Annotated in this window: 18 protein-coding genes; 11 read left to right on the forward strand and 7 right to left on the reverse strand. The window is 70.8% G+C overall.

The genetic code is table 11. The annotated features are described in order from the left end of the window. The first annotated feature begins 4 nt into the window (after positions 1 to 4). Entirely contained in the window at positions 5 to 688 is a 684-nt protein-coding gene (locus ABIE45_RS24220; RefSeq protein ID WP_192708865.1) for a DUF1214 domain-containing protein, read from the forward strand. Continuing rightward, entirely contained in the window at positions 676 to 1299 is a 624-nt protein-coding gene (locus ABIE45_RS24225) for a hypothetical protein (protein WP_192708866.1), read from the forward strand. Before ABIE45_RS24220 ends, ABIE45_RS24225 begins: the two co-directional genes overlap by 13 nt. Positions 1300 to 1307: 8 nt before the next feature. On the opposite strand, the gene ABIE45_RS24230 is transcribed toward ABIE45_RS24225, so the two are convergent. Next, on the reverse strand, positions 1308 to 2126 hold the full coding sequence (locus ABIE45_RS24230) for a hypothetical protein (RefSeq protein ID WP_192708867.1): 819 nt from the start codon (positions 2124 to 2126) through the stop codon (positions 1308 to 1310). 47 nt (positions 2127 to 2173) lie between these two features. After that, entirely contained in the window at positions 2174 to 2386 is a 213-nt protein-coding gene (locus ABIE45_RS24235) for a hypothetical protein (protein WP_192708868.1), read from the reverse strand. A gap of 439 nt (positions 2387 to 2825) precedes the next feature. On the opposite strand from ABIE45_RS24235, the gene ABIE45_RS24240 reads away from it, so the two are divergent. Further along, the gene (locus tag ABIE45_RS24240) at positions 2826 to 3116 is read left to right on the forward strand and encodes a hypothetical protein (RefSeq protein WP_192708869.1); all 291 of its coding nucleotides are present in this window, start codon (positions 2826 to 2828) and stop codon (positions 3114 to 3116) included. Positions 3117 to 3162: 46 nt separating this feature from the next. Further along, entirely contained in the window at positions 3163 to 4119 is a 957-nt protein-coding gene (gene gshB / locus ABIE45_RS24245) for a glutathione synthase (protein WP_192708870.1), read from the forward strand. A 34-nt stretch (positions 4120 to 4153) separates the two neighbouring features. Here the strand turns inward: gshB and ABIE45_RS24250 are convergent, their stop codons facing one another. Both ABIE45_RS24250 and ABIE45_RS24255 read right to left on the reverse strand, forming a co-directional pair. Beyond that, positions 4154 to 5689 carry a sodium:proton antiporter gene (locus ABIE45_RS24250; RefSeq protein WP_192708871.1) on the reverse strand — a complete coding sequence of 512 codons (1536 nt, stop codon included), beginning with the start codon at positions 5687 to 5689 and terminating at the stop codon, positions 4154 to 4156. Between the two features lie 57 nt (positions 5690 to 5746). After that, on the reverse strand, positions 5747 to 7138 hold the full coding sequence (locus tag ABIE45_RS24255) for a carbohydrate porin (protein WP_192709065.1): 1392 nt from the start codon (positions 7136 to 7138) through the stop codon (positions 5747 to 5749). Positions 7139 to 7526: 388 nt separating this feature from the next. On the opposite strand from ABIE45_RS24255, the gene ABIE45_RS24260 reads away from it, so the two are divergent. Then, complete coding sequence (locus ABIE45_RS24260) at positions 7527 to 9125, forward strand: gamma-glutamyltransferase family protein (protein WP_192708872.1); 1599 nt, start codon at positions 7527 to 7529, stop codon at positions 9123 to 9125. Between the two features lie 177 nt (positions 9126 to 9302). Here ABIE45_RS24260 and ABIE45_RS24265 read toward each other — a convergent pair whose 3' ends face one another. The 3 genes from ABIE45_RS24265 to ABIE45_RS24275 form a co-directional block, all read right to left on the reverse strand. Continuing rightward, positions 9303 to 10160: a methyltransferase domain-containing protein gene (locus ABIE45_RS24265; RefSeq protein WP_192708873.1), complete on the reverse strand. Its 858-nt coding sequence runs from the start codon at positions 10158 to 10160 to the stop codon at positions 9303 to 9305. Positions 10161 to 10174: 14 nt separating this feature from the next. Beyond that, positions 10175 to 10684: an OsmC family protein gene (locus tag ABIE45_RS24270; protein WP_192708874.1), complete on the reverse strand. Its 510-nt coding sequence runs from the start codon at positions 10682 to 10684 to the stop codon at positions 10175 to 10177. A gap of 112 nt (positions 10685 to 10796) precedes the next feature. After that, positions 10797 to 11921, reverse strand: coding sequence for an 8-amino-7-oxononanoate synthase (locus ABIE45_RS24275; protein ID WP_192708875.1), 1125 nt, complete (start codon positions 11919 to 11921; stop codon positions 10797 to 10799). 91 nt (positions 11922 to 12012) lie between these two features. Between ABIE45_RS24275 and ABIE45_RS24280 the strand changes: the two genes are divergently transcribed. The 6 genes from ABIE45_RS24280 to ABIE45_RS24305 all read left to right on the forward strand — a co-directional run bounded on the left by ABIE45_RS24280 (position 12013) and on the right by ABIE45_RS24305 (position 20233). Continuing rightward, a complete protein-coding gene (locus ABIE45_RS24280) occupies positions 12013 to 13278 on the forward strand; it encodes an adenosylmethionine--8-amino-7-oxononanoate transaminase (RefSeq protein WP_192708876.1) in 1266 nt (421 codons plus the stop codon). A 134-nt stretch (positions 13279 to 13412) separates the two neighbouring features. After that, positions 13413 to 13802: a response regulator gene (locus ABIE45_RS24285; protein WP_192708877.1), complete on the forward strand. Its 390-nt coding sequence runs from the start codon at positions 13413 to 13415 to the stop codon at positions 13800 to 13802. An 83-nt stretch (positions 13803 to 13885) separates the two neighbouring features. Continuing rightward, positions 13886 to 14512: a MarR family transcriptional regulator gene (locus ABIE45_RS24290; RefSeq protein ID WP_192708878.1), complete on the forward strand. Its 627-nt coding sequence runs from the start codon at positions 13886 to 13888 to the stop codon at positions 14510 to 14512. Positions 14513 to 14940: 428 nt separating this feature from the next. Next, on the forward strand, positions 14941 to 17085 hold the full coding sequence (locus ABIE45_RS24295; RefSeq protein WP_192708879.1) for a TonB-dependent receptor domain-containing protein: 2145 nt from the start codon (positions 14941 to 14943) through the stop codon (positions 17083 to 17085). A gap of 295 nt (positions 17086 to 17380) precedes the next feature. Beyond that, positions 17381 to 19108 (forward strand): sensor domain-containing diguanylate cyclase, encoded by a 1728-nt coding sequence (locus ABIE45_RS24300; RefSeq protein WP_192708880.1) that lies wholly within the window; start codon positions 17381 to 17383, stop codon positions 19106 to 19108. Between the two features lie 63 nt (positions 19109 to 19171). After that, the gene (locus tag ABIE45_RS24305) at positions 19172 to 20233 is read left to right on the forward strand and encodes an HD domain-containing phosphohydrolase (RefSeq protein WP_192708881.1); all 1062 of its coding nucleotides are present in this window, start codon (positions 19172 to 19174) and stop codon (positions 20231 to 20233) included. Positions 20234 to 20248: the final 15 nt, after the last annotated feature.

A 20248-nucleotide genomic window follows, 5' to 3' on the forward strand; every position in this document is an offset into this window, starting at 1 on the left:
GCGCATGAAGCTCGCGATTTCCGAAGCCCTCGGCCGCATGTCGGCGGTCGAGGGGCCCCGGCGTAGCGGCGCCGTGCGGCTCGTCGCCCGCCTCTGGCGCAAGAGCTCCGTGGCGGGACTGGCCGTCTACGCCCTCGCACTCGGCGGCGCCCTCGGCCTCGCCACCGCCGACTGGGCCACGAGCGGCGGCTATCCGTTCGGCGGCGTACAGGTTGGCGCCTGGACCGCATGGCCCCGGGCCAGCGCGGCGAATGCTGATCCGTACACGCGTGCGGTCAATGCCCGGCGGGGTGAGATCCCGCTCGCGGTCGGCGAGGGCCTGCTGATGACGGCGGCGGTGGACGACATGGGCCGAGCGCTCGATGCCACCTGCACCTACCAGATCGGCGGCGCGACGCCCCCGGCCCGCGCCTGGACGCTCACGGTGGCGGGCCGCGGCCCGCGCGAGCCGGGCCGTCCGCCGGTGCGCGAGGGTTTCACCTCGACGGAGGTCCTGCGGACGCCCGATGGACGGTTCAGCGTGATGCTCGGGCCCGATGTCCAGCCCGGGAACTGGCTCCCGAGCCCCCGGGCGAGCGGCCCGGTGCGGCTGGCGCTGCGCCTCTACGACACACCGGCCGCCGCGAGCGTCGGATCCCTCGACCGCACCTCGGTGCCGGCCATCACCCGCCTGGGATGCGCCTCGTGAGCCTGCGCTTCGTCTACGCCACGCTGCTCGGGCTCGTGATCGCCGGCATCGTCCACATCGCGGCGGTCCTGGCCATCCCGCACCTGTCGGAGACGGATGCCGTCTCGCGCGCCCGCACCAGCGAGAGTCTGGAGCATCCGCAGCCGATCTACACGGTCGCCACCGGCGACGACCCCTCCCCGCCGGAGGCCTGGCTGCCGATCCCGGATCCGGCGGTGGCGGTGGGTGTCTGCGCCTACGACCTGACCGACGGTCCCATGCGCGTCTCGGCCCGGACCGGTCCGCTGTCGCTGTCGCTCGCCGCCCATGCGCGGCGTGGCGCCTTCTACGCGGTGACCGATCAGGCGGCGGTCCGCGGCGCCCTCGACCTCGTGATCCTCACCCGCGCCCAGTACGACGAGGCGCTCGCCGACGACGACGAGAACGACCCGAGCCGCGACGTGCGCATCGTCGCGCCGGACAATCGCGGCTTCGTGGTGGTGCGGGTGATCGCCGGCCTGCCGAGCCAGCGCCCCGCCGCCAATGCCGCGGTCCAGGCCGTCTCCTGCTCGACCGACACGGCGACGGATGACACGTCGAAGGACACGTCCGGCAAGGGCACTGGCCGCTAGCGGCGGCTTCAGTCCTTCACGACGAGCGGGCCGGCCTGGGCGACCGGGAGCGGGACAGGCTCCAAGCCGCACCGCGCCGCGGCGTCGGGCGGCAGGAGCGGGTCGAGCAGGTTGCGGCGGGCCGCCAGCATCGTCAGCGACCGCTCCGCCCCGACCGACTCGGCGGCCGGCGCCTCGGCGAACAGGTGCTCCAGGGCGAACCGGTAACGGGCGAGCCGAAGGCCCGCCTCGACCCGCACCCAGGCGATGAGGCAGCGGTTCTCGGCGACGCGCTGCGCGGCCAGCCGGATGTCGGCATCGTTCAGGGTCTTGGCGAAGGGCAGGCTGCGCAGCCGGGCGGCATCCGCGTCGATGACCCGGGCCGCGAGCGCCGTGAAGATCGGGATCAGGCGGGCATCCGCGGTGGCGTCGTCGCCGAGCTGGCGATAGCGGGAGACGGGCGAGCGGGACGGTGCGGCGGTCAACGTCGCGTAGTAGGCGCCGATCTCCTCGACGCGCCACGTGGCCGGCGTCGCATGGGCGCTCGCGAGGCCGAGTACGGCGTCCTGGAAGGCCGAGAAGGTGCTGGCGGGCTGCACGAAGCGCCAGGCGCGGTCGCGCAGCGCCTGCTCGTCGTCGGTCAGGCCCGAGTCCAGCAGCAGGCGGCCGCGGTCATGGGTGCTGAAGCTGCCCGTGGTGTCGATGAGGCCGTTCCAGACGCCCGTCCGCGGCCGCCCGAAATCGCCGCTCTGCGTGCAAGCCGCGAGCAGGGCCAGGGCTATGCCGGTCGGCAGGAGGCAGGCTGCCGTGCGGAAGCGGGTGACACGCCTTCTGTCCGGGACTGGCATGAGAGAACCGTGGGAGACGTCGCGCGGCCGTCCGGGCATCCGCCCGCTCAGGAGGCGAGGCGCTCGTAGCGCACGCCGAGGAACAGCAGGATCTCGCCGCGCCGCTCACCGGAGCGCGGGACGCGGCAGGTCCGCCGCGCCTCCGGGCCGGGAAACGGGATGAGGACCGCCGAGGCGGCTGCGGTCGATTCGCGCATCGGGCTGATCGCCTGCGCGGACAGACGGGGGCAGCCGATCTCCTGTGGTTTGAAAAGCGTCATGGTCTCCGGCTCCTGTCGGCGGTCCGAGCGTCCGGCCCGGGCCCTGCGGAGGGCGTCGGCAAGGGCTACGGAAACAATCCAGCACGCCATGGTTAACGGAGTCTTTCCGGGGCTCGACGGCTCGGACCAGGGTCCGGACGGGCGTGCGGGCGAGTTGGCGCGCGACTTGCGATTGTTGATCTGCCCATGGCGGGCGTTTCCTCCCTTCGACTTCAAGGCCCTGCCCGATCCCGGGCGGGGCCTTTTTCTTGCCGGCGCGAACGATGCTGCGTCCCGGAGGGCACAGCCCGGAGAGCCGCGGCCGCGACGGCGCTGTGCGGAACCGCTGTGGACCTCCGGTGCTTGCCTAGCGCCTGTCGCGACCGATATGCCGGACGCGGGTGGAGGGGGGACCGCCACGTCGGTTCTCCGCCCGAGCGAAATTTGAGGACACCGCTGGATGCGACTGGTTCCGGAACGATCCCTGCGCTTCTCCCGCCGCGGCCTGGCCACGGCGGCGCTGGCGCTGCTCGCGCTCAGCGCCGGCCCCGCCTACGCCCAACGCGAGGACCAGGGCTTGCAGCTTGGCTGTGCGAATGACTACTTCCGCCTCTGCGCCGGCGTCGACCCGAACAGCCAGGACGCGGACCGCTGCATGATGCGCAACCGCAAGCGCCTCTCGCCCGAGTGCCGCTCCGCCATCGGCGACTACGACAAGCGCACGGGCAGCAAGTCGCTGTCCGACGATTGAGGCGGCGCGCGGTCGAGGATCCCGCCGCCGACAAGGGGCGTATTGGATGAGCCTGACCGTCGCCGTTCAGATGGACCCGATCCAGAATATCCGGATCGCGGGTGACACCACCTTCGCCCTGCTGCTGGAAGCCCAGCGGCGGGGTCATTCCCTTGTGTACTACACGCCCGACCGGCTCTCGATGCAGGGCCGGCGCGTGACCGCGCGGGTCGAGCGGCTGACCGTCCAGGACGTCGAGGGCGCGCATTTCACCCTGACGCCGCCGGAGCGGATCGACCTCGCGGAGACGGACGTGGTGCTGATGCGCCAGGATCCGCCCTTCGACATGGCCTACATCACGGCCACCCACATGCTGGAGCGGATCCATCCGGAGACGCTGGTCGTCAACGATCCGTTCGAGGTCCGCAACGCCCCCGAGAAGCTGTTCGTCCTCGACTTCCCCGAGCTGATGCCGCCGACCCTGATCAGCCGCGACAAGGCGGAAATCGAGGCGTTCCGGCTGGAGCACGGCACCGTGGCGATGAAGCCGCTCCACGGGCACGGCGGCGCGGCCGTCTTCAAGGTCACCGAGAAGGATCCGAACTTCGGCTCGATGTTCGACCTGTTCGCCGCGACCTTCCGGGAGGCCTGGGTGGTGCAGCGCTACCTCGACCGGGTCACCGAGGGCGACAAGCGCATCATCCTGGTGGATGGCGTCCCCATGGGCGCGGTCAACCGCGTCCCGGCCGCCAACGACATCCGCTCGAACATGGTCCGGGGCGGCGCCGCATCGGCGTCGGAACTGACCGAGCGCGAGCGCGAGATCTGCGCGACGATCGGCCCCGAGCTGGCGCGCCGCGGCCTGATCCTGGTGGGGATCGACGTGATCGACGGCCACCTCACCGAGATCAACGTGACCTCCCCCACCGGCATCCGAGCGATCCAGCGACTCGGCGGCCCAGACCTGTCGGTGGCGGTGTGGGATGCGATCGAGGCGCGGGTCGCGGCCCGAAAGGGCGTCTGATCGCCCTGCGCTGCGCGACCGATCCGCGCCGCCCTCACGTCTCCGCGCGCGGCGTCGCGCTGAGCTCGGCCCAATCGAACTCCTCCTCCAGCAGGAAATAGGCGTCGTCGCCGATCCGGCCCTTGCGGCGCAGGGCCAGCACCGCGTCGCGGGCGGCCTCGACGGCTCGTCGCCGGGCGGCATCCGCCGGCAGGCTTTCGGGCGCCAAGCCTTCCTCGTGCTCTTCGGCCTCAGCGAGCGCCGCCCGGAACTCGGCGCGCAGCGCATCCGTCGCCGGCTCGTCCTCGGCATCCGCGAGGCTGTCCAGGGCGGCCTTGTAGGCGGCGGCCCGGGCGCGGCCGGTCTCGCGGCCCACCGGATCGTCGTCTTCCAGGCGCAGGTGGGCCAGCAGCGGCCGCAGGGTCAGGCCCTGGACGATCAGGGTGCCGAGCACGGTGAAGAAGGCGGTGAACACCACGAGGTCCCGGTGCGGGAATTCGGCGGGCAGTGCCAGGGCGGCCGCGACGGTCACGATGCCGCGCATGCCCGCCCAGGACATCGCGAGCCCGGGCCCGAGGCGCGCCGGAGCCCCGGCCTGGCGGATGCCGAGGCCGCGCATCCGGGTAGTCGGCAGCACCCAGGCAAGGCGCGTCACCACCACGGTGGCGAAGGTCGCGGCCGCGAGGACCAGGGCCTGCCACGCATCCCCGCCGGTCAGCCGCTCCCGGATCGGGTCGACCTGGATGCCGATCAGCACGAAGGCCAGGACGTTGAGCACGAAGACCGCCGTGTCCCAGACCGCGTAGGAGATCACCCGGGCGCGCGGTGCCGTGGTGCCCGGCGCCCGCCGGGCGACCGTGACCGCGAAGCTGACGATGGTCAGCACCCCGGACAGTTCCAGCCGCTCTGCGGCGAGCCAGATTCCGAAGGCGACCACGAACTGCAGCACGATCGCGCTCGCCGGGTCCGTGACGCGCCGCGTGACGGCCACGAACAGGAGCCCGAGACAGGGGCCGACGATGAGGCTCGCCACCACGCCGAGCAGGAAGATCGGCGCCACCTCGGCCGGGTGGAAGCTGCCGGCCATCGCCGCCGCGACGCCGAGCCGGTAGATCAGCAGAGAGGCCGCGTCGTTGAGCAGGCTCTCGCCGCGCAGAATCGTGGCGAGGCGATGGGGCATCGGCGCATGCTTGAGCACGGCCAGGGCCGCCACCGCGTCGGGCGGGGCGACCACGGCCCCGAGCACGATGCAGGCGGAGAGCGGCATGTCCGGCACGACGAGCCGCGCCACGAAGGCCACGGCGAGCGTCGTCACCACGACGGCGCCGACCGCGAGCCCGAGCACCGCCCGCCAGTTCTCCTTCATGTCCCGCACGGAGGCGTCGAAACCGGCATCGAGCAGCACCGGCGCGAGGAACAGCGCCAGCGCCAGCTCGGGATCGAGCTGCAGGTTGGGTACGCCCGGGACGAAGGCGAGGGCGACGCCCCCGAGCGCCAGGAAGGCCGGATAGGGCGCCCCGAGCCGCCGCGCCAGCCCGGCCAACAGGACCGCGCCGAACAGCACGCCGACGACCCACTCGAAGATCAACATGCCTTTGAAAGAGGCGGGGTCGTGCGAGCGTTCCCGGTCGAGCCGTCGCAGGCCGGCTCAGTACTGAACGGTCGCGCGCAGGCCGAGCACCGCCGCATTGCGCAGCCGCCGGCCGTCCGGACCGGCAATGCCGGCGCCCGGGTGGATGACGTATTGGGCATCCGGCTGCACCGTGAAGCCCGGAACCACGACGGCCTGATAGGTCGCTTCGATCACCGCCTCGGCGCGGCGGCGGGGGATCGGCAGGCCCGTGTAGAGGATCGTGTCCCGGTCGGCCCGCTGGGCCTCGTCGCTGATGCGGGCGTAGGCGACGCTGACGCCGATCGTGTCGTCGTCGCGGCCGCCGAACAGGCCCTTATAGGCGAGGCCGGTATCCAGGTAGGCGTCGATCAGGCTGGAGCGGGTCGGCGACCACGCGGCCCGCACGAAGAAGCCCAGGCCCTCGTCGTCCTTGCCCGATTCCCGATAGAGCGTCTGGTCGAAGATCGCGTAGAGGCCGGCATTGCCGCGCACCGGCCGCCCGATCCCGGTGGCGTTCGGGTCGGCAAGCGGCACGCCGGTGATGTCGAAGCGCAGGCTGTCGAACCGGCCGAAATGCTGCCAGCCGCCCAGGGTGATGTCGCCCGGCAGGCCCGTGGATCCGGGGGCGATGTTGTACGCGTAGGTCGCCTCGGCGATCAGCAGGGCCGGGTCGTGGAGGCGAAAATTGGTGCCCGTCCGGTCGAGGCGCTGCGCCTCCGGATCGTCCCCGGGACGGTTCGCACCGGCCGGATCGCCGTCGTAGAGCCCGACCTGCAGCGAGAAGCCGTTGCCGGGCACGTACTTGGCACGGATCGCCGGCGCCGCGAGCGGATAGGCCGGGCCGCCGCTCGGCAGGTTGAGCCCGGTGATGGCGGGCCAACCGAAGGTGGAGTTCACGAACAGGGTTGCGGTCTGGCTGACGAAGAACTCGGTATCGGCGGCCTGCTGGCCGATCCGGATGCCGAGCTGGCCGTCCATCAGGCTCTGGTCGAGCCAGAGCACGTAGAGCCGGCTCGACGGGAGCGCCTCGATGACGCTGGTGGTGAGCAGGTTGCCGACATAGTAGCGCGACAGGCCGGTGCCGTGGATGAAGTAGGCGTTGGCGTGGACCGTGGCGCCCTGCCAGCCCGCGAGCCGGTCGAGGTCCAGGTTGAGCCGCAGGTTGAGGCGGTCCTCGACGATCGCACCTTGCCGGACTCCGCCGACAGGGTTGCCGAGCACATCGGCGATGTAGGTCAGGCTGTACTCGATGCCGCGTTCCTTCAGAACGGGGCGGATCCCCAGCGGATCGCCGAGCGGCCCGAGATAAGGCTCGACCGAGCGGACATAGCCGCCCGAGGCCTGGCTGGTGGTCTCCGGCTGGGAGACCGAGACGCGCGGATCGGCGCCCGCGCCCTCGAACGCGGTCCGGACCTGCTGCTGGGCCATGGCCGGCGTGACCAGGAGGCCGAGGCCGACCGCGAGACGGGCCGGCAGCGTGAGGCTTCCGTTCCGGTGCGCGCTGCTGCGATCCGCGATGCGCGCTTCACCGGTGAGGCAACCGGCGGATCCAGTCCAATCCCTCATCCTGGGACGCCGCGGCGCAGCGGAGGCCTCGCAGGAGGCGTCCGGAAGGCGGAGCGATCCTTCAAGGCCGCTGCGCGGCACCTCAGGATGATGGAGCGGGTTGGACGGATCGACACTCCACGCTCCGCCGCTTCGGCAATCGGTCCCGACACAGGCACAGCATAGCACGGTGCACAGCCCGGATACGTCCGGACTTTGCAGGATGCACAAGCTCGCCTAACCCTGCGGCTGGTACACCACAGGACCGCCGATGCCCGAGACCCCCGTCTTCTCCACCGCCGCCGTTGCCGCGCCGCACAGCCTGGCCGCCCAGGCCGGCCAGACGGTGCTGGCCCAGGGCGGCAACGCCATCGAGGCGATGGTGGCGATGGCCGCTTCGATCGCGGTGGTCTACCCGCACATGAACGGGATCGGCGGCGACGGCTTCTGGCTGGTGCGCGAGCGCGGCGGCCGGGTGCGCGGCATCGAGGCCTGCGGCCCGGCCGGGCGCCTCGCCACGATGCAGCGCTACCGTGAGAAGCAGTACGACGCGATCCCCGCGCGCGGCCCCGACGCCATGGTGACGGTGGCCGGCGCGGTCGGCGGCTGGCGCCTCGCCCTGGAGCTGGCCCGGGCGCTCGGCGGCCGGCTGCCCCTGGAGACGCTTCTCGCAGACGCCATCAAGCAGGCGCGGGACGGCGTCCCGGTTTCACCCTCCGAGGCGCGCTACGTGCCCCAGGAACTCGACACGCTTCACGACGCGCCGAATTTTTCGAAAACCTTCCTGAAGGACGGGAAACCCTACCCGGCCGGAGAGATCCGGACCCTTCCCCGGCTCGCCGCCACCCTGGAGCAGCTCGCCCATGCGGGCCTCGGCGATTTCTACCGCGGCGATATCGGGCGGGAGATCGCCGCCGATCTCGAACGCCTCGGCGCGCCGGTGACCCGGGCGGATCTCGAAGCCTTCGCGGCGGCCGAGCGGGCGCCCCTGTCGATCCGCCGCCGCGACGCGACGCTCTACAACTTCCCGCCGCCGACCCAGGGTCTCGCGGCGCTGCTGATCCTCGGGATCTTCGACCGGCTGAACGTCACGGAGCCCGAGACCACCGCCCACTATCACGGCCTGATCGAGGCGACGAAGCGGGCCTTCGCGATTCGCGACCGGGTGGTCACCGATTTCGGCCGCCTGCGGCACGACCCGGCCGCCTTCCTGACCCCGGAGCGGCTCGCCCGCGAGGCGGCGCTCGTCGATATGGGCCGCGCCGCCCGCGTGCCCCTGCCCGATCCGGGCCACGGCGACACGGTGTGGATGGGGGCGATCGACCGGGATGGCCTCGCCGTCTCCTACATCCAGTCGGTCTACTGGGAGTACGGCTCCGGCACGGTGCTGCCGGCCACCGGCATCTGCTGGCAGAACCGCGGCATGTCGTTCTCCCTCGACCCGAAGGCCGTCAACCCGCTGGAGCCGGGCCGGCGGCCGTTCCACACGTTGATTCCCGCCATCGCCGCCTTCGACGACGGACGGGTGATGAGCTACGGCAGCATGGGCGGTGACGGGCAGCCGCAATTCCAGGCCCAGATCTTCACCCGCTACGCCGATCACGGGATGTCGGTCGCCGATGCCGTCGACGCGCCGCGCCTCCTCTACGGTCGGACCTGGGGCGCGCCCTCGCTCAGCGTGAAGGTGGAGGACCGGTTCGATCCGGCCTGCATCGCGGCGCTCGGCCGCCTCGGCCATGACATCGAGGAACTGGGCGGCTCCTACATCGACTCCCTCGGGCATGCGGGGATGCTGGTCCGGCATCCCCGCGACGGGCGGATCGAGGCGGCCCACGATCCACGCTCGGACGGCGGCGCGCTGGGACTCTGAGACCGTTTCCGGTCGGCTCCTTCGGCGCGTGTCACGCGCTCCGTCATCACGAGCGGAGCGACGTGACCCAGGGCAGCGGGACGTCTGGGATCGTGGCGCTGCCCTGGATTGCTTCATTCCGCTGGCAAAGACGGCAGGCTCGCAGCAACGGCCCAGACCGAATTAGCAGCGCAGAACCTATTCGGCCTGAACGAGCCAGCAGGCGGCGCGCAGGCGCACGGTCCCGCCTTCAGCGTGAGGGCGGAGGATTTCGGTCACCGCCACTTCGGCCCGCGCCCGCAGATCCGGCGCGGCCTCGCGGACGAGGTGCGAGTTCGGACCGAGGTTCAGGGAGACGTGGGTGGCGGCCGCTGTCGCCGCCGCGTCGGTCTCGCCCTGTCCGAGGACGATGTCCCGATCGACCGCATCGCAGGTCACGCTGTCGAAACCGGTGCCGCGCAGCAGGGCAACCAGCGGGTCGGGATCGGCGAAGCGGAACGGCCCCGGCGTGTCGGGCTCCGGCAGCGGCGGGATCTCCGCCAGCAGCGGCAGCACCGCGTCGCGCGGCACGCTCACCCATAGGTTCTCGGGCAGGGTGCGCCAGCACAGGAAGGTCAGCCGGCCGCCCGGCTTGAGCATCCGGCGAACGTTCGCGAAGGCGCGGGCGGAATCGGGAAAGAACATAACGCCGAAGCGCGAAAGACTATGATCGAAGCGACCGAGATCGACGGCCTCGACATCGGCCTCGATGAACTGGATCGCGGCGCCTCCGGGGGCCTCGGCCGCCGCGCGATCCCGCGCCACGGCCAGCAAAGGCGCTGAGATGTCGGCGCCGGTCACGCGGCCGCCGGGACCGACCCGGCGCGCGACCTCCAGGGTCGTCGCCCCCGCGCCGCAGCCGATATCGAGGACCGATGCCCCTGCGCGCAGCGCCAGCGGCGCGAACAGGGCCTCGGTCAGCGGGACGAACATCGCGTCGAGGACCGCTTGGTTGCGCGCCCAGCGGGTGCCGACCTCGCCGTTCCAGTACTCGGTCTGCGTGATGCCGCCCGCCATGATGCCCTCCGCTCTCAGACCGTGGTCGTGGCCACCGACAGCTCGGGCTTGTGGTTCAGGGTCTGGAACACCACGCAGTAGCGCTCGGTAAGCTTGAGGAGCTGCGCGAGCTTGTCCTCCGGCGCGTCGGTGTCGAGTTCGAAGAACAGCCGGATGCTGCGGAAGCCCACCGGCGCCTCCTTGTCGACCCCGAGGGTGCCGCGGAAATCGAGGTCGCCCTCGGCGCTGACCGTGCCGGCGCGCAGCGGGATCTCCAGGGCGGTCGCCACTGCCTTGAGCGTCACGCCCGCGCAGGCGACCAGCGCCTCGAGCAGCATGTCGCCCGAGCACAGCTCCGCGCCCGATCCACCGGTGGCCGGGTGCAGGCCCGCCTCCGCGATGGCGCGGCCGGTCTCGACCTTGCAGGCGATCTTGGTGTCGTCCAGCGTGCCCTTGGCCTTCAGGGTGATGACCGCGGAATCCGGCGCGGTGCGGTACTTGTCCTTGATGGGAGCCTGAAGGGCCCGCAGCGCGCTGGCATCCATGGCGTCGTCCTCTCGATCCTGCTCGCCCGTTCGTCGGTGACGGGTGTTGCGGAGCGCCGCGCGCTCCGTCGGGCCCGGTATAGGTGCCGGCGGGGCCGACGGGAAGCGGCTGTCAGGCGCGGCCGGTGAGGGCCGCCACCGCCGCCGCGAGGGCATCGACCTGTGTCTCGTCGTGGGCCGCCGAGAAGGCGACCCGCAGCCGCGCGGTCCCCGCCGGCACGGTCGGCGGGCGGATCGCCACGACGAGGAAGCCGGCGGCCTCCAAGGCCGCCGAGATCTCGAGCGCAGCTTGGGCCTCCCCGATCAGGACCGGCACCACCGCGCTCTCGGCCTCGGGCAGGCCCAGCCGGGCGGTGAAGCGCCGGGCCAGCGTCAGGGGCCGGGCACGCCGCTCGGGCTCCGCCTCCAGGATCGCCAGCGCCTCCAGGGCGGCGGCGGCCGAGGCCGGGGGCAGGCCCGTGGTGTAGACGAAGCTGCGGGCGCGGCTCGTCAGCAGGTCGATCACCGGGCGCGAGGCGCAGAGATAGCCGCCGTAGGAGCCCAGCGCCTTCGACAGGGTTCCCATCTCGAGCGGCGCCCGCGGCCCATCCTCGACCACCCCGATCCCGTGGGCGTCGTCGACCAGCGTCCAGGCGTCGAAATCCTGCGCGACGCCCAGGATGTCACCGAGCGGCGCCCGGTCGCCGTCCATGCTGAACACCCGCTCGGTGAGCACGAGGGCGCGTCCATGCTGGGCGCGGTGCTCGGCGAGCACCCGCGCGAGGTCGCCGGGATCGTTGTGGCGGAAGGTCAGCACCCGCGCCCCGGAGAGCCGCGCCCCGGCCCACATGCAGGCATGGGAGAGGTCGTCCAGCAGGACGAGGTCGCCCCGCCCGGCGAGCGCCGGGGTGATGCCGAGATTGGCGAGATAGCCGCTGCCGAAGACAAGGGCGGCCTCGGCGCCCTTGTGGCGCGCGAGCCCCGCCTCCAGCGCACCGAGATACGGATGATCGCCGGTCACGAGCCGTGAGCCGCCCGCGCCCGCGCCGTGGGCCGCGACTGCCGCCTGGGCGGCGGCGATCACTCGGGGATGGTGCGAGAGGCCGAGATAGTCGTTGCAGGAGAACGACACGAGCGTCCGGCCGCCCCGCGCCGCCGCGGCGCCGGGGCCGCGCTCGGTCGGCGTCAAGCGACGCCGCAGGCTGCCGGCTTGAAGGGCGTCGAGTTTCCCGCGGGCGAAGGCGTCGAGGCTGTCCATCAGGGCGCGGATGGGAGCTGCCGTGGCGGCAAAGTCAAGCGGCAGGCAGCGGACCCTTGACCCCTATTCGTGGCCCGACCATGCCGAACACATGAATTCCGATACGCCCGCGCATCATCTCTGGCGGCCCTACACCCAGATGCGCGTCGCCGCCCCGCCCCTGGAGGCGGTGGCCACCCACGGCAGCCGCATTGTGCTCGCCGACGGCCGCGAACTCGTGGACGGCATCGCCTCCTGGTGGACCGCAGTGCACGGGTACAACCACCCGCACATAGCCGGCGCCGTGGCCGACCAGCTCGCGCGCATGCCCCACGTGATGTTCGGCGGCCTGACCCATGCGCCGGCCGAGCGGCTGGCGGCGCGGCTGGCCGCGCTTCTGCCCGGTGACCTCGACCATGTCTTCCTCAGCGATTCGGGATCGGTGGCCGTGGAGGTCGCCCTGAAGATGGCTGCGCAGATGTGGCTCAACCGCGGCGTGAGCGGACGGACGAAGGTGCTGAGCTTCCGCGGCGGCTACCACGGCGACACGATGGGGGCGATGTCGGTCTGCGATCCCGAGGAGGGCATGCACCGCCGGTTCGGCGCCTACCTGCCGACGCAGCTGTTCTGCGACCTGCCGCGGACTCGGGTGCAGACCGAGGCGCTCGATGCGGCGATGGCGGCGCATCGCGAGACCCTGGCGGCCGTGATCATCGAGCCGCTGGTCCAGGGCGCGGGCGGGATGCGCACGCATCCCCCGGAGGTGCTCGCCACCGTGGCCCGGCTCGCCCGCGCCCACGGTCTGCCGCTCATCGCCGACGAGATCTTCACCGGCTTCGGGCGCACCGGCACCCTGTTCGCCTGCGGGCAGGCCGGGATCGTGCCCGACATCCTGTGCCTGTCGAAGGCGCTCACCGGCGGCACGATGGCGCTGGCCGCCACGATCGCCCGCACGGAGGTGTTCGAGGCGTTCTGGTCCGACGATCCAGCGGCCGCGCTCATGCACGGGCCGACCTTCATGGCCAATCCCCTCGCCTGCGCGGCGGCCAATGCCAGCCTCGACCTGTTCGAGACCGAGCCGCGCCTGGATCAGGCCCGCGCCATTGCGGCCCGGCTGCGGGACGGTCTGTCGCCGCTGCGGCAGGTGCCCGGCGTGGCCGAGGTCCGGGTTCTCGGTGCGATCGGGGCGGTGCAGTTCGCGCGCACGCCCGACCTCGCTGTCCTGAAGGCCCGGCTCCTCGACAGGGGCGTCTGGGTGCGGCCGTTCGGCGACATCGTCTACCTCACGCCGGCGCTCACCATTCCGGGCGCCGATCTCGACCGGCTGATCGACGCGGTCGCGGCGGTCGTGACCGAGCAGGCTTCCGCGATGGCCTGACGTCGGATTGTTCCATCGATGGGGCGCGGGCGCCGGACTCGGCTGCAACCCGGGACCGTTTCTGCCGTTGGGCCTACGGCTGAAGACGCGTGCGGCGGCCCCGCGCGGCCGGACGCTGCCAGAGGGAGTACACAGTGGCGAGCGAGCAGACGGGTTCAAGCGGCGATCGGCCGGTCATCCTCCTCGTCGAGGACGAGGCGCTGACGATCATGGACCTCGGGGACGTTTTGGAGGAAGGCGGCTACGACACCGTTCAGTGCGCCTCCGCCGAGCGGGCGCTCAGCATCCTGCAGGCGCGCCCGGATATCTGCGGGCTGGTCACCGACGTGCAGCTCTCGGGCAAGACGGACGGCTTCGACCTCGCCAGCTCGGTGGCGGAAGCGCGCCCGCAATTGCCGATCCTGATCGTCTCGGGGCGGGCGGCACCGGACCCCGCCCGCATGCCCGAGCACGCCGATTTCATCGCCCGACCCTGCACGGGCGAGGATATCCTGGACCGGCTCCAGCGCCTCATGCACTGCTGAACGGCCGGCTGGTCCGGTCCCGTCATCGCAGCGTCACCGGTCGTCGCCACAGGGTCTGGGGCGGCCGGTGACGGGGGCGGACGGTGCAGATTCAGGATCATCCGGCGGCCGCCGGCACGAACTCGGGCGCTCCGGTGGGCGACAAGCATAAACGCGATCGTCAGGATGGGGATGGGGCGACCCCGGATCCGTCCTCCAAGCGGATGCGGCCGCCGGGCGTCCGCTCCGTCGGCTGGGCGCTCGTGCAGGCGGCGCGCCTGCACCGGGCCCGCACCGGCGACCGGCTTGCCAAGCTCGGCCTGTTCGCTGGGCAGGAGCAGGTGGTTCAGGCTCTGGCCGCGGCCGGCACGATGACCATGGGCGACCTTGCGGCGCTGCTGCGCGTGCGACCCCCCACCGCCTCGAAGACCGTGACCCGGCTCGCCGCCCTCGGCATCGTCGAGCGCCGGGCCGAATCGGGCGACGGCCGCGTGGTGCGGGTCCAGCTCACCGAGGCGGGCTTGGCGAAGGCCGAAGCGATCGAGCGGATCCAGGAGGAGGTTGAGGCCGAGCTGCTCGACCATCTCGACAAGACCGACCGCCGCCGTCTCCGCAAGCTCCTGCGCAAGGCCGCACGCGGTCTGGCGGAGGCGGCGGGTGCGTCCGGTCAGGTGACCGAGGCCGACGCCGAGATCGAGGCCGAGGACGAGACGGAGGGGCTGCCGGCCTGACCGGCGCCGCCAAGCCGGGCCGGCGAAGCGCCGCAGCGGCCAGACACTGCAGGCAGGATCGGCGTTCCGCGCCGTCATTCCGGGACGCCGTATGCGAGCCCCGACCCGCAGGACTACGCCGGAGGGCCATCCAGAGCCGTGGACGCGCCCCGACATCGCCCCCCGGCGCAGATCGGTCCCCGACGTTGCTCCGCGTCCCCGGGCTGACGAGCCGAGTTCACGGCAGATGATTTTCCGATCCGGCTTGGATCTCGCGGAGCCCGCACGACTCCCTGTCCGATCCGTGTGATCGCCGGCCCGGTTGGCCGCGCACCGAGTTGTTGCAACGATGTAACGTTTCTACCGGCTGTTGATCCCAGTCCGGATTATCCCTTGCGCAAGACCGAGGCACCGCAACAATGAAACGATATAACACTCTGTGGGTCTCGATGCCTCTCGCGCGCTCCTTCGGCTTCCTGGCCGGCACGGTCCTCTCCTCGACATTCGGCATCGGCCTCATGGCCTCGTCCGCTGCGCGGGCGCAGCAAGCCGTCGCGCTCGAAGAGATCAGCGTCACCAGTCCGAGCCCGATCCAGGCCCCGCGCACGGCGCCGATTCCGGATCTCTCGGTACCGGTCGGGATCCTGCCAGTGGCGACCAACACGTTCTCGCCGGTCACCGTGGTGACGCAGGACCAGATCGCCCGCGACCAGCCGCGGACGCTGGGCGATGCCCTGTTCGATCGGCCCGGCATCTCGGGGACGACCTACGCGCCGGGCGCGGCGTCTCGGCCGATCATCCGCGGCCTCGACAACGCCCGGGTGCGGATCCAGGAAAACGGCATCGTCAATGGCGGCGTGTCGGATCTCGGCGAGGACCACGCGGTCCCGGTAAACCCGCTGGTCGCCGACCGGGTCGAAGTGATCCGCGGCCCCGCGACCCTGCGCTACGGCTCGGGCGCCATCGGCGGCGTCGTCTCGGCCGACAACAACCGGGTGCCGACCTTCATCCCGGCGAACGGGGTGCAGGGGCAGGTCACCAGCGGCTTCTCCAGCGTGGACAATGGCCGGCTCGGGGCGGCGACCGTGGATGCTGGCGGCGACGGCATCGCGGTCCATGCCGACGGGTTCAAGACCGCCAACGACAGCTACGCAATCCCCGGCGGGATCCAGCGCAACTCCTACAACGAGTCGCAGGGCGGCGCGGTCGGCATCTCGGCGATCGGCGACCGCGGCTTCGTCGGCATCTCCTTCAGCCATTACGACGCGGTCTACGCCATTCCCGGCGGGGTCGCCGAGCAGGATCGCACCCGGCTCACCCCGAACCAGGACCGCGTCCTGTCTCGCGGCGAGTACCGCCCGCTCGACGGCCCGTTCGAGGTGATCCGCTACTGGGCGGGCTATTCGGTCTATCGCCACAACGAGGTCGGCATCGGCGAGGACGGGATCGAGGGTGTCCAGGCGATCTTCAAGAACCGTGAGGCGGAAGGCCGCCTGGAGCTCCAGCACGTCCCGGTCTTCACGAAATTCGGCACGCTGACCGGCGCGCTCGGCTTCCAGTCGGACCGGCGCGTGATCAACACGCAGCTCGAATCCTTCCTGCCCAAGACCGAGTCTCGCGCCAATGCGGTCTACCTGTTCGAGGAGCTTGAGCTGCGCCCCGGCACGCGGCTGCAGGCCGCCGGGCGCTACGAGGTCGACCGGCTGTCGAGCACGGCCGCTCAGTTCCCGGCCGATTACGTGCCGGTCGACGGGCAGGAGCCGTTCCAGTACCCGCTGACCCGGCGCTTTGCCCCGAAGAGCGCCAGCCTCGGCGCCCTGCAGGACCTGCCCTACGGGTTCGTGGCAAGCCTGACCGGCTCCTATGTCGAGCGCGGGCCGACCGGCTACGAGCTGTTCTCGCAGGGGCCGCACGACGCCACCGCGACCTTCGAGATCGGCAATCCGAATCTGAAGAAGGAGCGCGCCCGCACGATGGAAGCCAGAATCCGGCGCGCGGAGGGACCGCTGCGCCTCGACGCCACCGGCTACTACACGCGCTACACCGGCTTCATCTACCGCAACTACACGGGGCTCACCTGCGACGACGACTTCGCCTCCTGCGGCACCGGCACGGAAAACCGGCAGATCGTCTATCAGCAGCAGAACGCCACCTTCTACGGCGCCGAGATCATCGGCCAGTACGATCTCGTCCCGGTCGGCAACGGCTTCGCCGGGATCGAGGCCCAGTTCGATTTCGTCCGCGCCAAGTTCGACGACGGCACCAACGTGCCGCGGATCCCGCCCTACCGCCTCGGCGGCGGCGTCTACTTGCGGGCCGACGGGTGGTTCGCCCGGGTGAACCTGCTCCACGCGTTCGACCATCTCGCAACCGCGGTGTTCGAGACCCCGACCCCAGGCTGGGACGACCTGCGCGCCGAGGTCAGCTACACCAAGGCCGTCGATCCGGCGGTGTACGGCGCGAGCGAGATCACCCTCGGACTCCAGGGCCGTAACCTGCTCAACGACGACATCCGCAACTCGACCTCGTTCAAGAAGGACGAGATCCTGCTGCCCGGGCGGAACGTCCGGCTGTTCCTGACCGCGCGGTTCTAGGATTTGACGTCAGGCCGCTTGATTGTGGTGTTGTCCGAGACGGGTGGATTTCGGCCTGTCTGCTTCCGGGCGGGGGTGGCATCGAAGCGGGCATCGCTGTTTCGCCCGCTCTCTACCCTTCGCAGAAGCGTGGAACATCCGCTGGTCGGTTGCTTGGTGAAGCAAGGATCTACAGCAGGGACGGGCGGTTACGCTACGGCTGTCGAGCCATGCAATCAGGAGTTGTTTACGAACAAATTTCACGCGCCGTCATGAATTGAGCCGCATATTCCTCGCTCTTCGAGGATGGTTCAAGATGTTCAAGCTGCTCGCGGACCGCGTTTCACTGCGGCGTCAGATCAGCCTGCTCGCAGGCGCCATCAGTCTCGCGATCGTCGGCGTGACCACGATCGGATCCGCCCTGCTGGCGCGCGGGCAGGCCACCGATATGGCCCAGAACGCCCTTTTGCAGGTCGCCCGGTCGATGGCCGATCGGCTCGATCAGGACATGGCCGAGCGTCTGCGGGAAATCCGCAACGTCGGTGCGCTTGAGCCGCTGCAGCCGCACTGGATGGAGAAGACCGGCAGCCTGCGCAAAGTCCTCGAGACGATGCAGAGAACGCTGCCGGATTACGCCTGGATCGGGTTTGCCGATCGCGACGGCCAAGTGCGTGCTGCCACCGGCGGCCTTCTTGAAGGAGCGAGCGTCAGCCAGCGTCCCTGGTTCATCAATGGCCTTCGGCAAGCCGCCGTCGAGGACGTGCACGCGGCGGCCTTGCTGGCATCCAAGCTTCCTCCCAACAGCGATGGCGCGCCGTTCCGGTTTGTGGATGTGGCCGTTCCGGTCGTTGACGCCGCGGGCCAGACCCTCGGTGTTCTCGGCGCTCATCTCAGCTGGCGATGGGCCGACGTCGTCCGGCGCGAGGTGCTGTCGTCTCGCAGACCTGAGCTGAGGGAGGACGTCATCGTCCTCGATCACACCGGCCAGGTTCTGCTCGGATCCGAGCTCGGGGTGACGCCGTACACGGCCGCAGATCTGACATCGGGCCATTTCATCGTCCACAGCGCTGAAGGCGATCGTCTCGCCACGGCCGCCGCCACGCGCGGACGGGGTGACTACCCGGGCCTGGGCTGGATCGTCGTCGCGCTGCAGCCGGTCGACACCGCGCTGGCCGGGGCGAATCGTCTGACCGGCCTGATACTCCTGCTCGGGCTTTCCACGGCTGTACTGGGCATTGCTGCGATCTGGTGGGTCGCGGCGCGCCTGTCCCGTCCCTTGACGCAGCTCACCGAGGCCGTCGACCGCATCGGCCGCGAGCCGGATGCGCGGATGACGCGCCATGTTCACGGCTCGCCCGAGGTTTTGCGTCTGTCTGCCTCGGTCAGATCGCTTCTGAGGCGCATCGGCACGGCAGAGGCGGATGCGCGCCTCATCGAGGCGGAGGCGACCAACGCAGTCAATGCCGCGGAGGACCGCGTCAGACGCATCGGGGCCGACCTCCATGCCATGCAGGTTCTGGCCGACACCGACGCGTTGACAGGCCTGCTCAACCGACGCGCGTTCCTGCCTTTGGCGAGCGACGCGATGAGCTACTTCAAGCGCTATCGGCGTGCGATCTGTATCCTGATGATCGACATCGATCACTTCAAGCGCGTCAACGACCTGTACGGGCATGCCGCGGGCGATGAGGTCATCCGCCAGGTCGGGCATATCGTCAGTGAGGCGATCCGAACCACCGACAAGGTCGCGCGCTTCGGCGGCGAGGAATTCGTGGTCTTGCTGCGCGAGACCGACCTGAAAGGCGCGGCCATCTTCGCGGACCGGATCCGTCAGACGGTGGCCAGCACCGTGTTCGAGCCCGAAGGCCAATGCATCACGGCAACGATCAGCATCGGCATGGCCGAGGCTGAGTTCACCGACGGTGATGTCGACCACACGATCGAACGGGCAGACCGCGCCCTCTACGCGGCCAAGTCGGGCGGGCGCAACTGCGTGCGCTCGTTCGAGGCGTCGAAAGCACCCGGCCTACGGGCGGCCGCGTAGCGCGGCCACGAGAAAGAGACGCATCGCATCGGAAGACAGAACAACGATGAAGCATGTTCCGCCATGTTAGCTCTCATTCTCGACGACGCGGAGATGAACAACCTGGTGATCGTGGCCGCGCTTCGGCCGCTTGCTGGGTGCACTCCGCACGACTTCACAGCTCCGGAAGAGGCACTCGCCTTCGCCGAGGCGCGCGCCTGCGAGATCGGGGTGGTGATCACCGATTACGAGATGCCCGGGATGGACGGCATCGCGTTCATCCAGGCGCTGCGCCGCATTCCGGAGCTTGCGACCGTGCCGGTTGTCATGGTCACGAGCTTCGACCAGCGCAGCCTCCGTCGCGCGGCGCTGGAGGCCGGGGCGACCGACTTCCTGGCCAAGCCCGCCGACCCGGTCGAGATCCGCGCACGCGTGTCGAACCTTCTGGCCCTCTCCACCGCTCATCGCGTTCAGCGCGAGCACGCGGCGCAGCTCGCCCGCGAGGTTGCGACCGCTGTGGCCATGGTTGAGGAGCGCGAGCGCGAGATCGTCTCGACCCTGATGCGGGCGGCCGAACACCGGGATGCGGATACCGGCGACCACATCGTCCGGGTCTCCGCCTATGTGGGGCTGATCGCGGAGGCGCTCGGCCAGTCCGCGGCTGAGTGCCGGCAGCTGAGTCTCGCCGCAACCATGCACGACGTCGGCAAGATCGCCGTGCCGGATTCCATCCTGCTCAAGCCCGGTGCGCTCACGCCCGAGGAACGCCGGGAGATGGAGCTTCACGCCGAGCGCGGCCAGCGCATCCTGGGCGGCAGCGCCTCGTCGGTGATGCGGCTCGCGGCCGAGATTGCGGTGAGCCATCACGAGCGCTGGGATGGGGCGGGATACCCGCACCATCTCAAAGGTGAGGCGATCCCGTTGTCGGGCCGGATTGTTGCGGTGGCGGACGTCTTCGACGCGCTCACGACCGCGCGCCCCTACAAGGAGGCCTGGACACCGGAGCGTGCCCGCGCTCACATGGCCGAGAATGCCGGTGCTCACTTCGATCCCCGCGTCGTGGAGGCGTTCCTCAGCCGCTGGGACCAGGTCGCGGCCTTTCTGACGATAGGCCGGCAGCACCGGCATGTGCCTCGCGCAGCTTGAATCGGTGGACACGCC

The organism is Methylobacterium sp. OAE515 (genome assembly GCF_041806315.1).
GTDB classification, from domain to species: domain Bacteria; phylum Pseudomonadota; class Alphaproteobacteria; order Rhizobiales; family Beijerinckiaceae; genus Methylobacterium; species Methylobacterium tardum.

Excerpts from the sequence above, each read along its gene's own strand:
- ABIE45_RS24280 (WP_192708876.1), top strand. The coding sequence starts at position 12,013 with ATGAATTCCGATACGCCCGCGCATCATCTCTGGCGGCCCTACACCCAG.
- ABIE45_RS24270 (WP_192708874.1), bottom strand. The coding sequence starts at position 10,684 with ATGGATGCCAGCGCGCTGCGGGCCCTTCAGGCTCCCATCAAGGACAAG.
- ABIE45_RS24255 (WP_192709065.1), bottom strand. The coding sequence starts at position 7,138 with ATGGCCCAGCAGCAGGTCCGGACCGCGTTCGAGGGCGCGGGCGCCGAT.
- ABIE45_RS24295 (WP_192708879.1), top strand. The coding sequence starts at position 14,941 with ATGCCTCTCGCGCGCTCCTTCGGCTTCCTGGCCGGCACGGTCCTCTCC.
- ABIE45_RS24225 (WP_192708866.1), top strand. The coding sequence starts at position 676 with ATGCGCCTCGTGAGCCTGCGCTTCGTCTACGCCACGCTGCTCGGGCTC.
- gshB (WP_192708870.1), top strand. The coding sequence starts at position 3,163 with ATGAGCCTGACCGTCGCCGTTCAGATGGACCCGATCCAGAATATCCGG.
- ABIE45_RS24230 (WP_192708867.1), bottom strand. The coding sequence starts at position 2,126 with ATGCCAGTCCCGGACAGAAGGCGTGTCACCCGCTTCCGCACGGCAGCC.
- ABIE45_RS24220 (WP_192708865.1), top strand. The coding sequence starts at position 5 with ATGAAGCTCGCGATTTCCGAAGCCCTCGGCCGCATGTCGGCGGTCGAG.
- ABIE45_RS24300 (WP_192708880.1), top strand. The coding sequence starts at position 17,381 with ATGTTCAAGCTGCTCGCGGACCGCGTTTCACTGCGGCGTCAGATCAGC.
- ABIE45_RS24235 (WP_192708868.1), bottom strand. The coding sequence starts at position 2,386 with ATGACGCTTTTCAAACCACAGGAGATCGGCTGCCCCCGTCTGTCCGCG.
- ABIE45_RS24240 (WP_192708869.1), top strand. The coding sequence starts at position 2,826 with ATGCGACTGGTTCCGGAACGATCCCTGCGCTTCTCCCGCCGCGGCCTG.
- ABIE45_RS24260 (WP_192708872.1), top strand. The coding sequence starts at position 7,527 with ATGCCCGAGACCCCCGTCTTCTCCACCGCCGCCGTTGCCGCGCCGCAC.
- ABIE45_RS24275 (WP_192708875.1), bottom strand. The coding sequence starts at position 11,921 with ATGGACAGCCTCGACGCCTTCGCCCGCGGGAAACTCGACGCCCTTCAA.
- ABIE45_RS24305 (WP_192708881.1), top strand. The coding sequence starts at position 19,172 with ATGTTAGCTCTCATTCTCGACGACGCGGAGATGAACAACCTGGTGATC.
- ABIE45_RS24265 (WP_192708873.1), bottom strand. The coding sequence starts at position 10,160 with ATGGCGGGCGGCATCACGCAGACCGAGTACTGGAACGGCGAGGTCGGC.
- ABIE45_RS24250 (WP_192708871.1), bottom strand. The coding sequence starts at position 5,689 with ATGTTGATCTTCGAGTGGGTCGTCGGCGTGCTGTTCGGCGCGGTCCTG.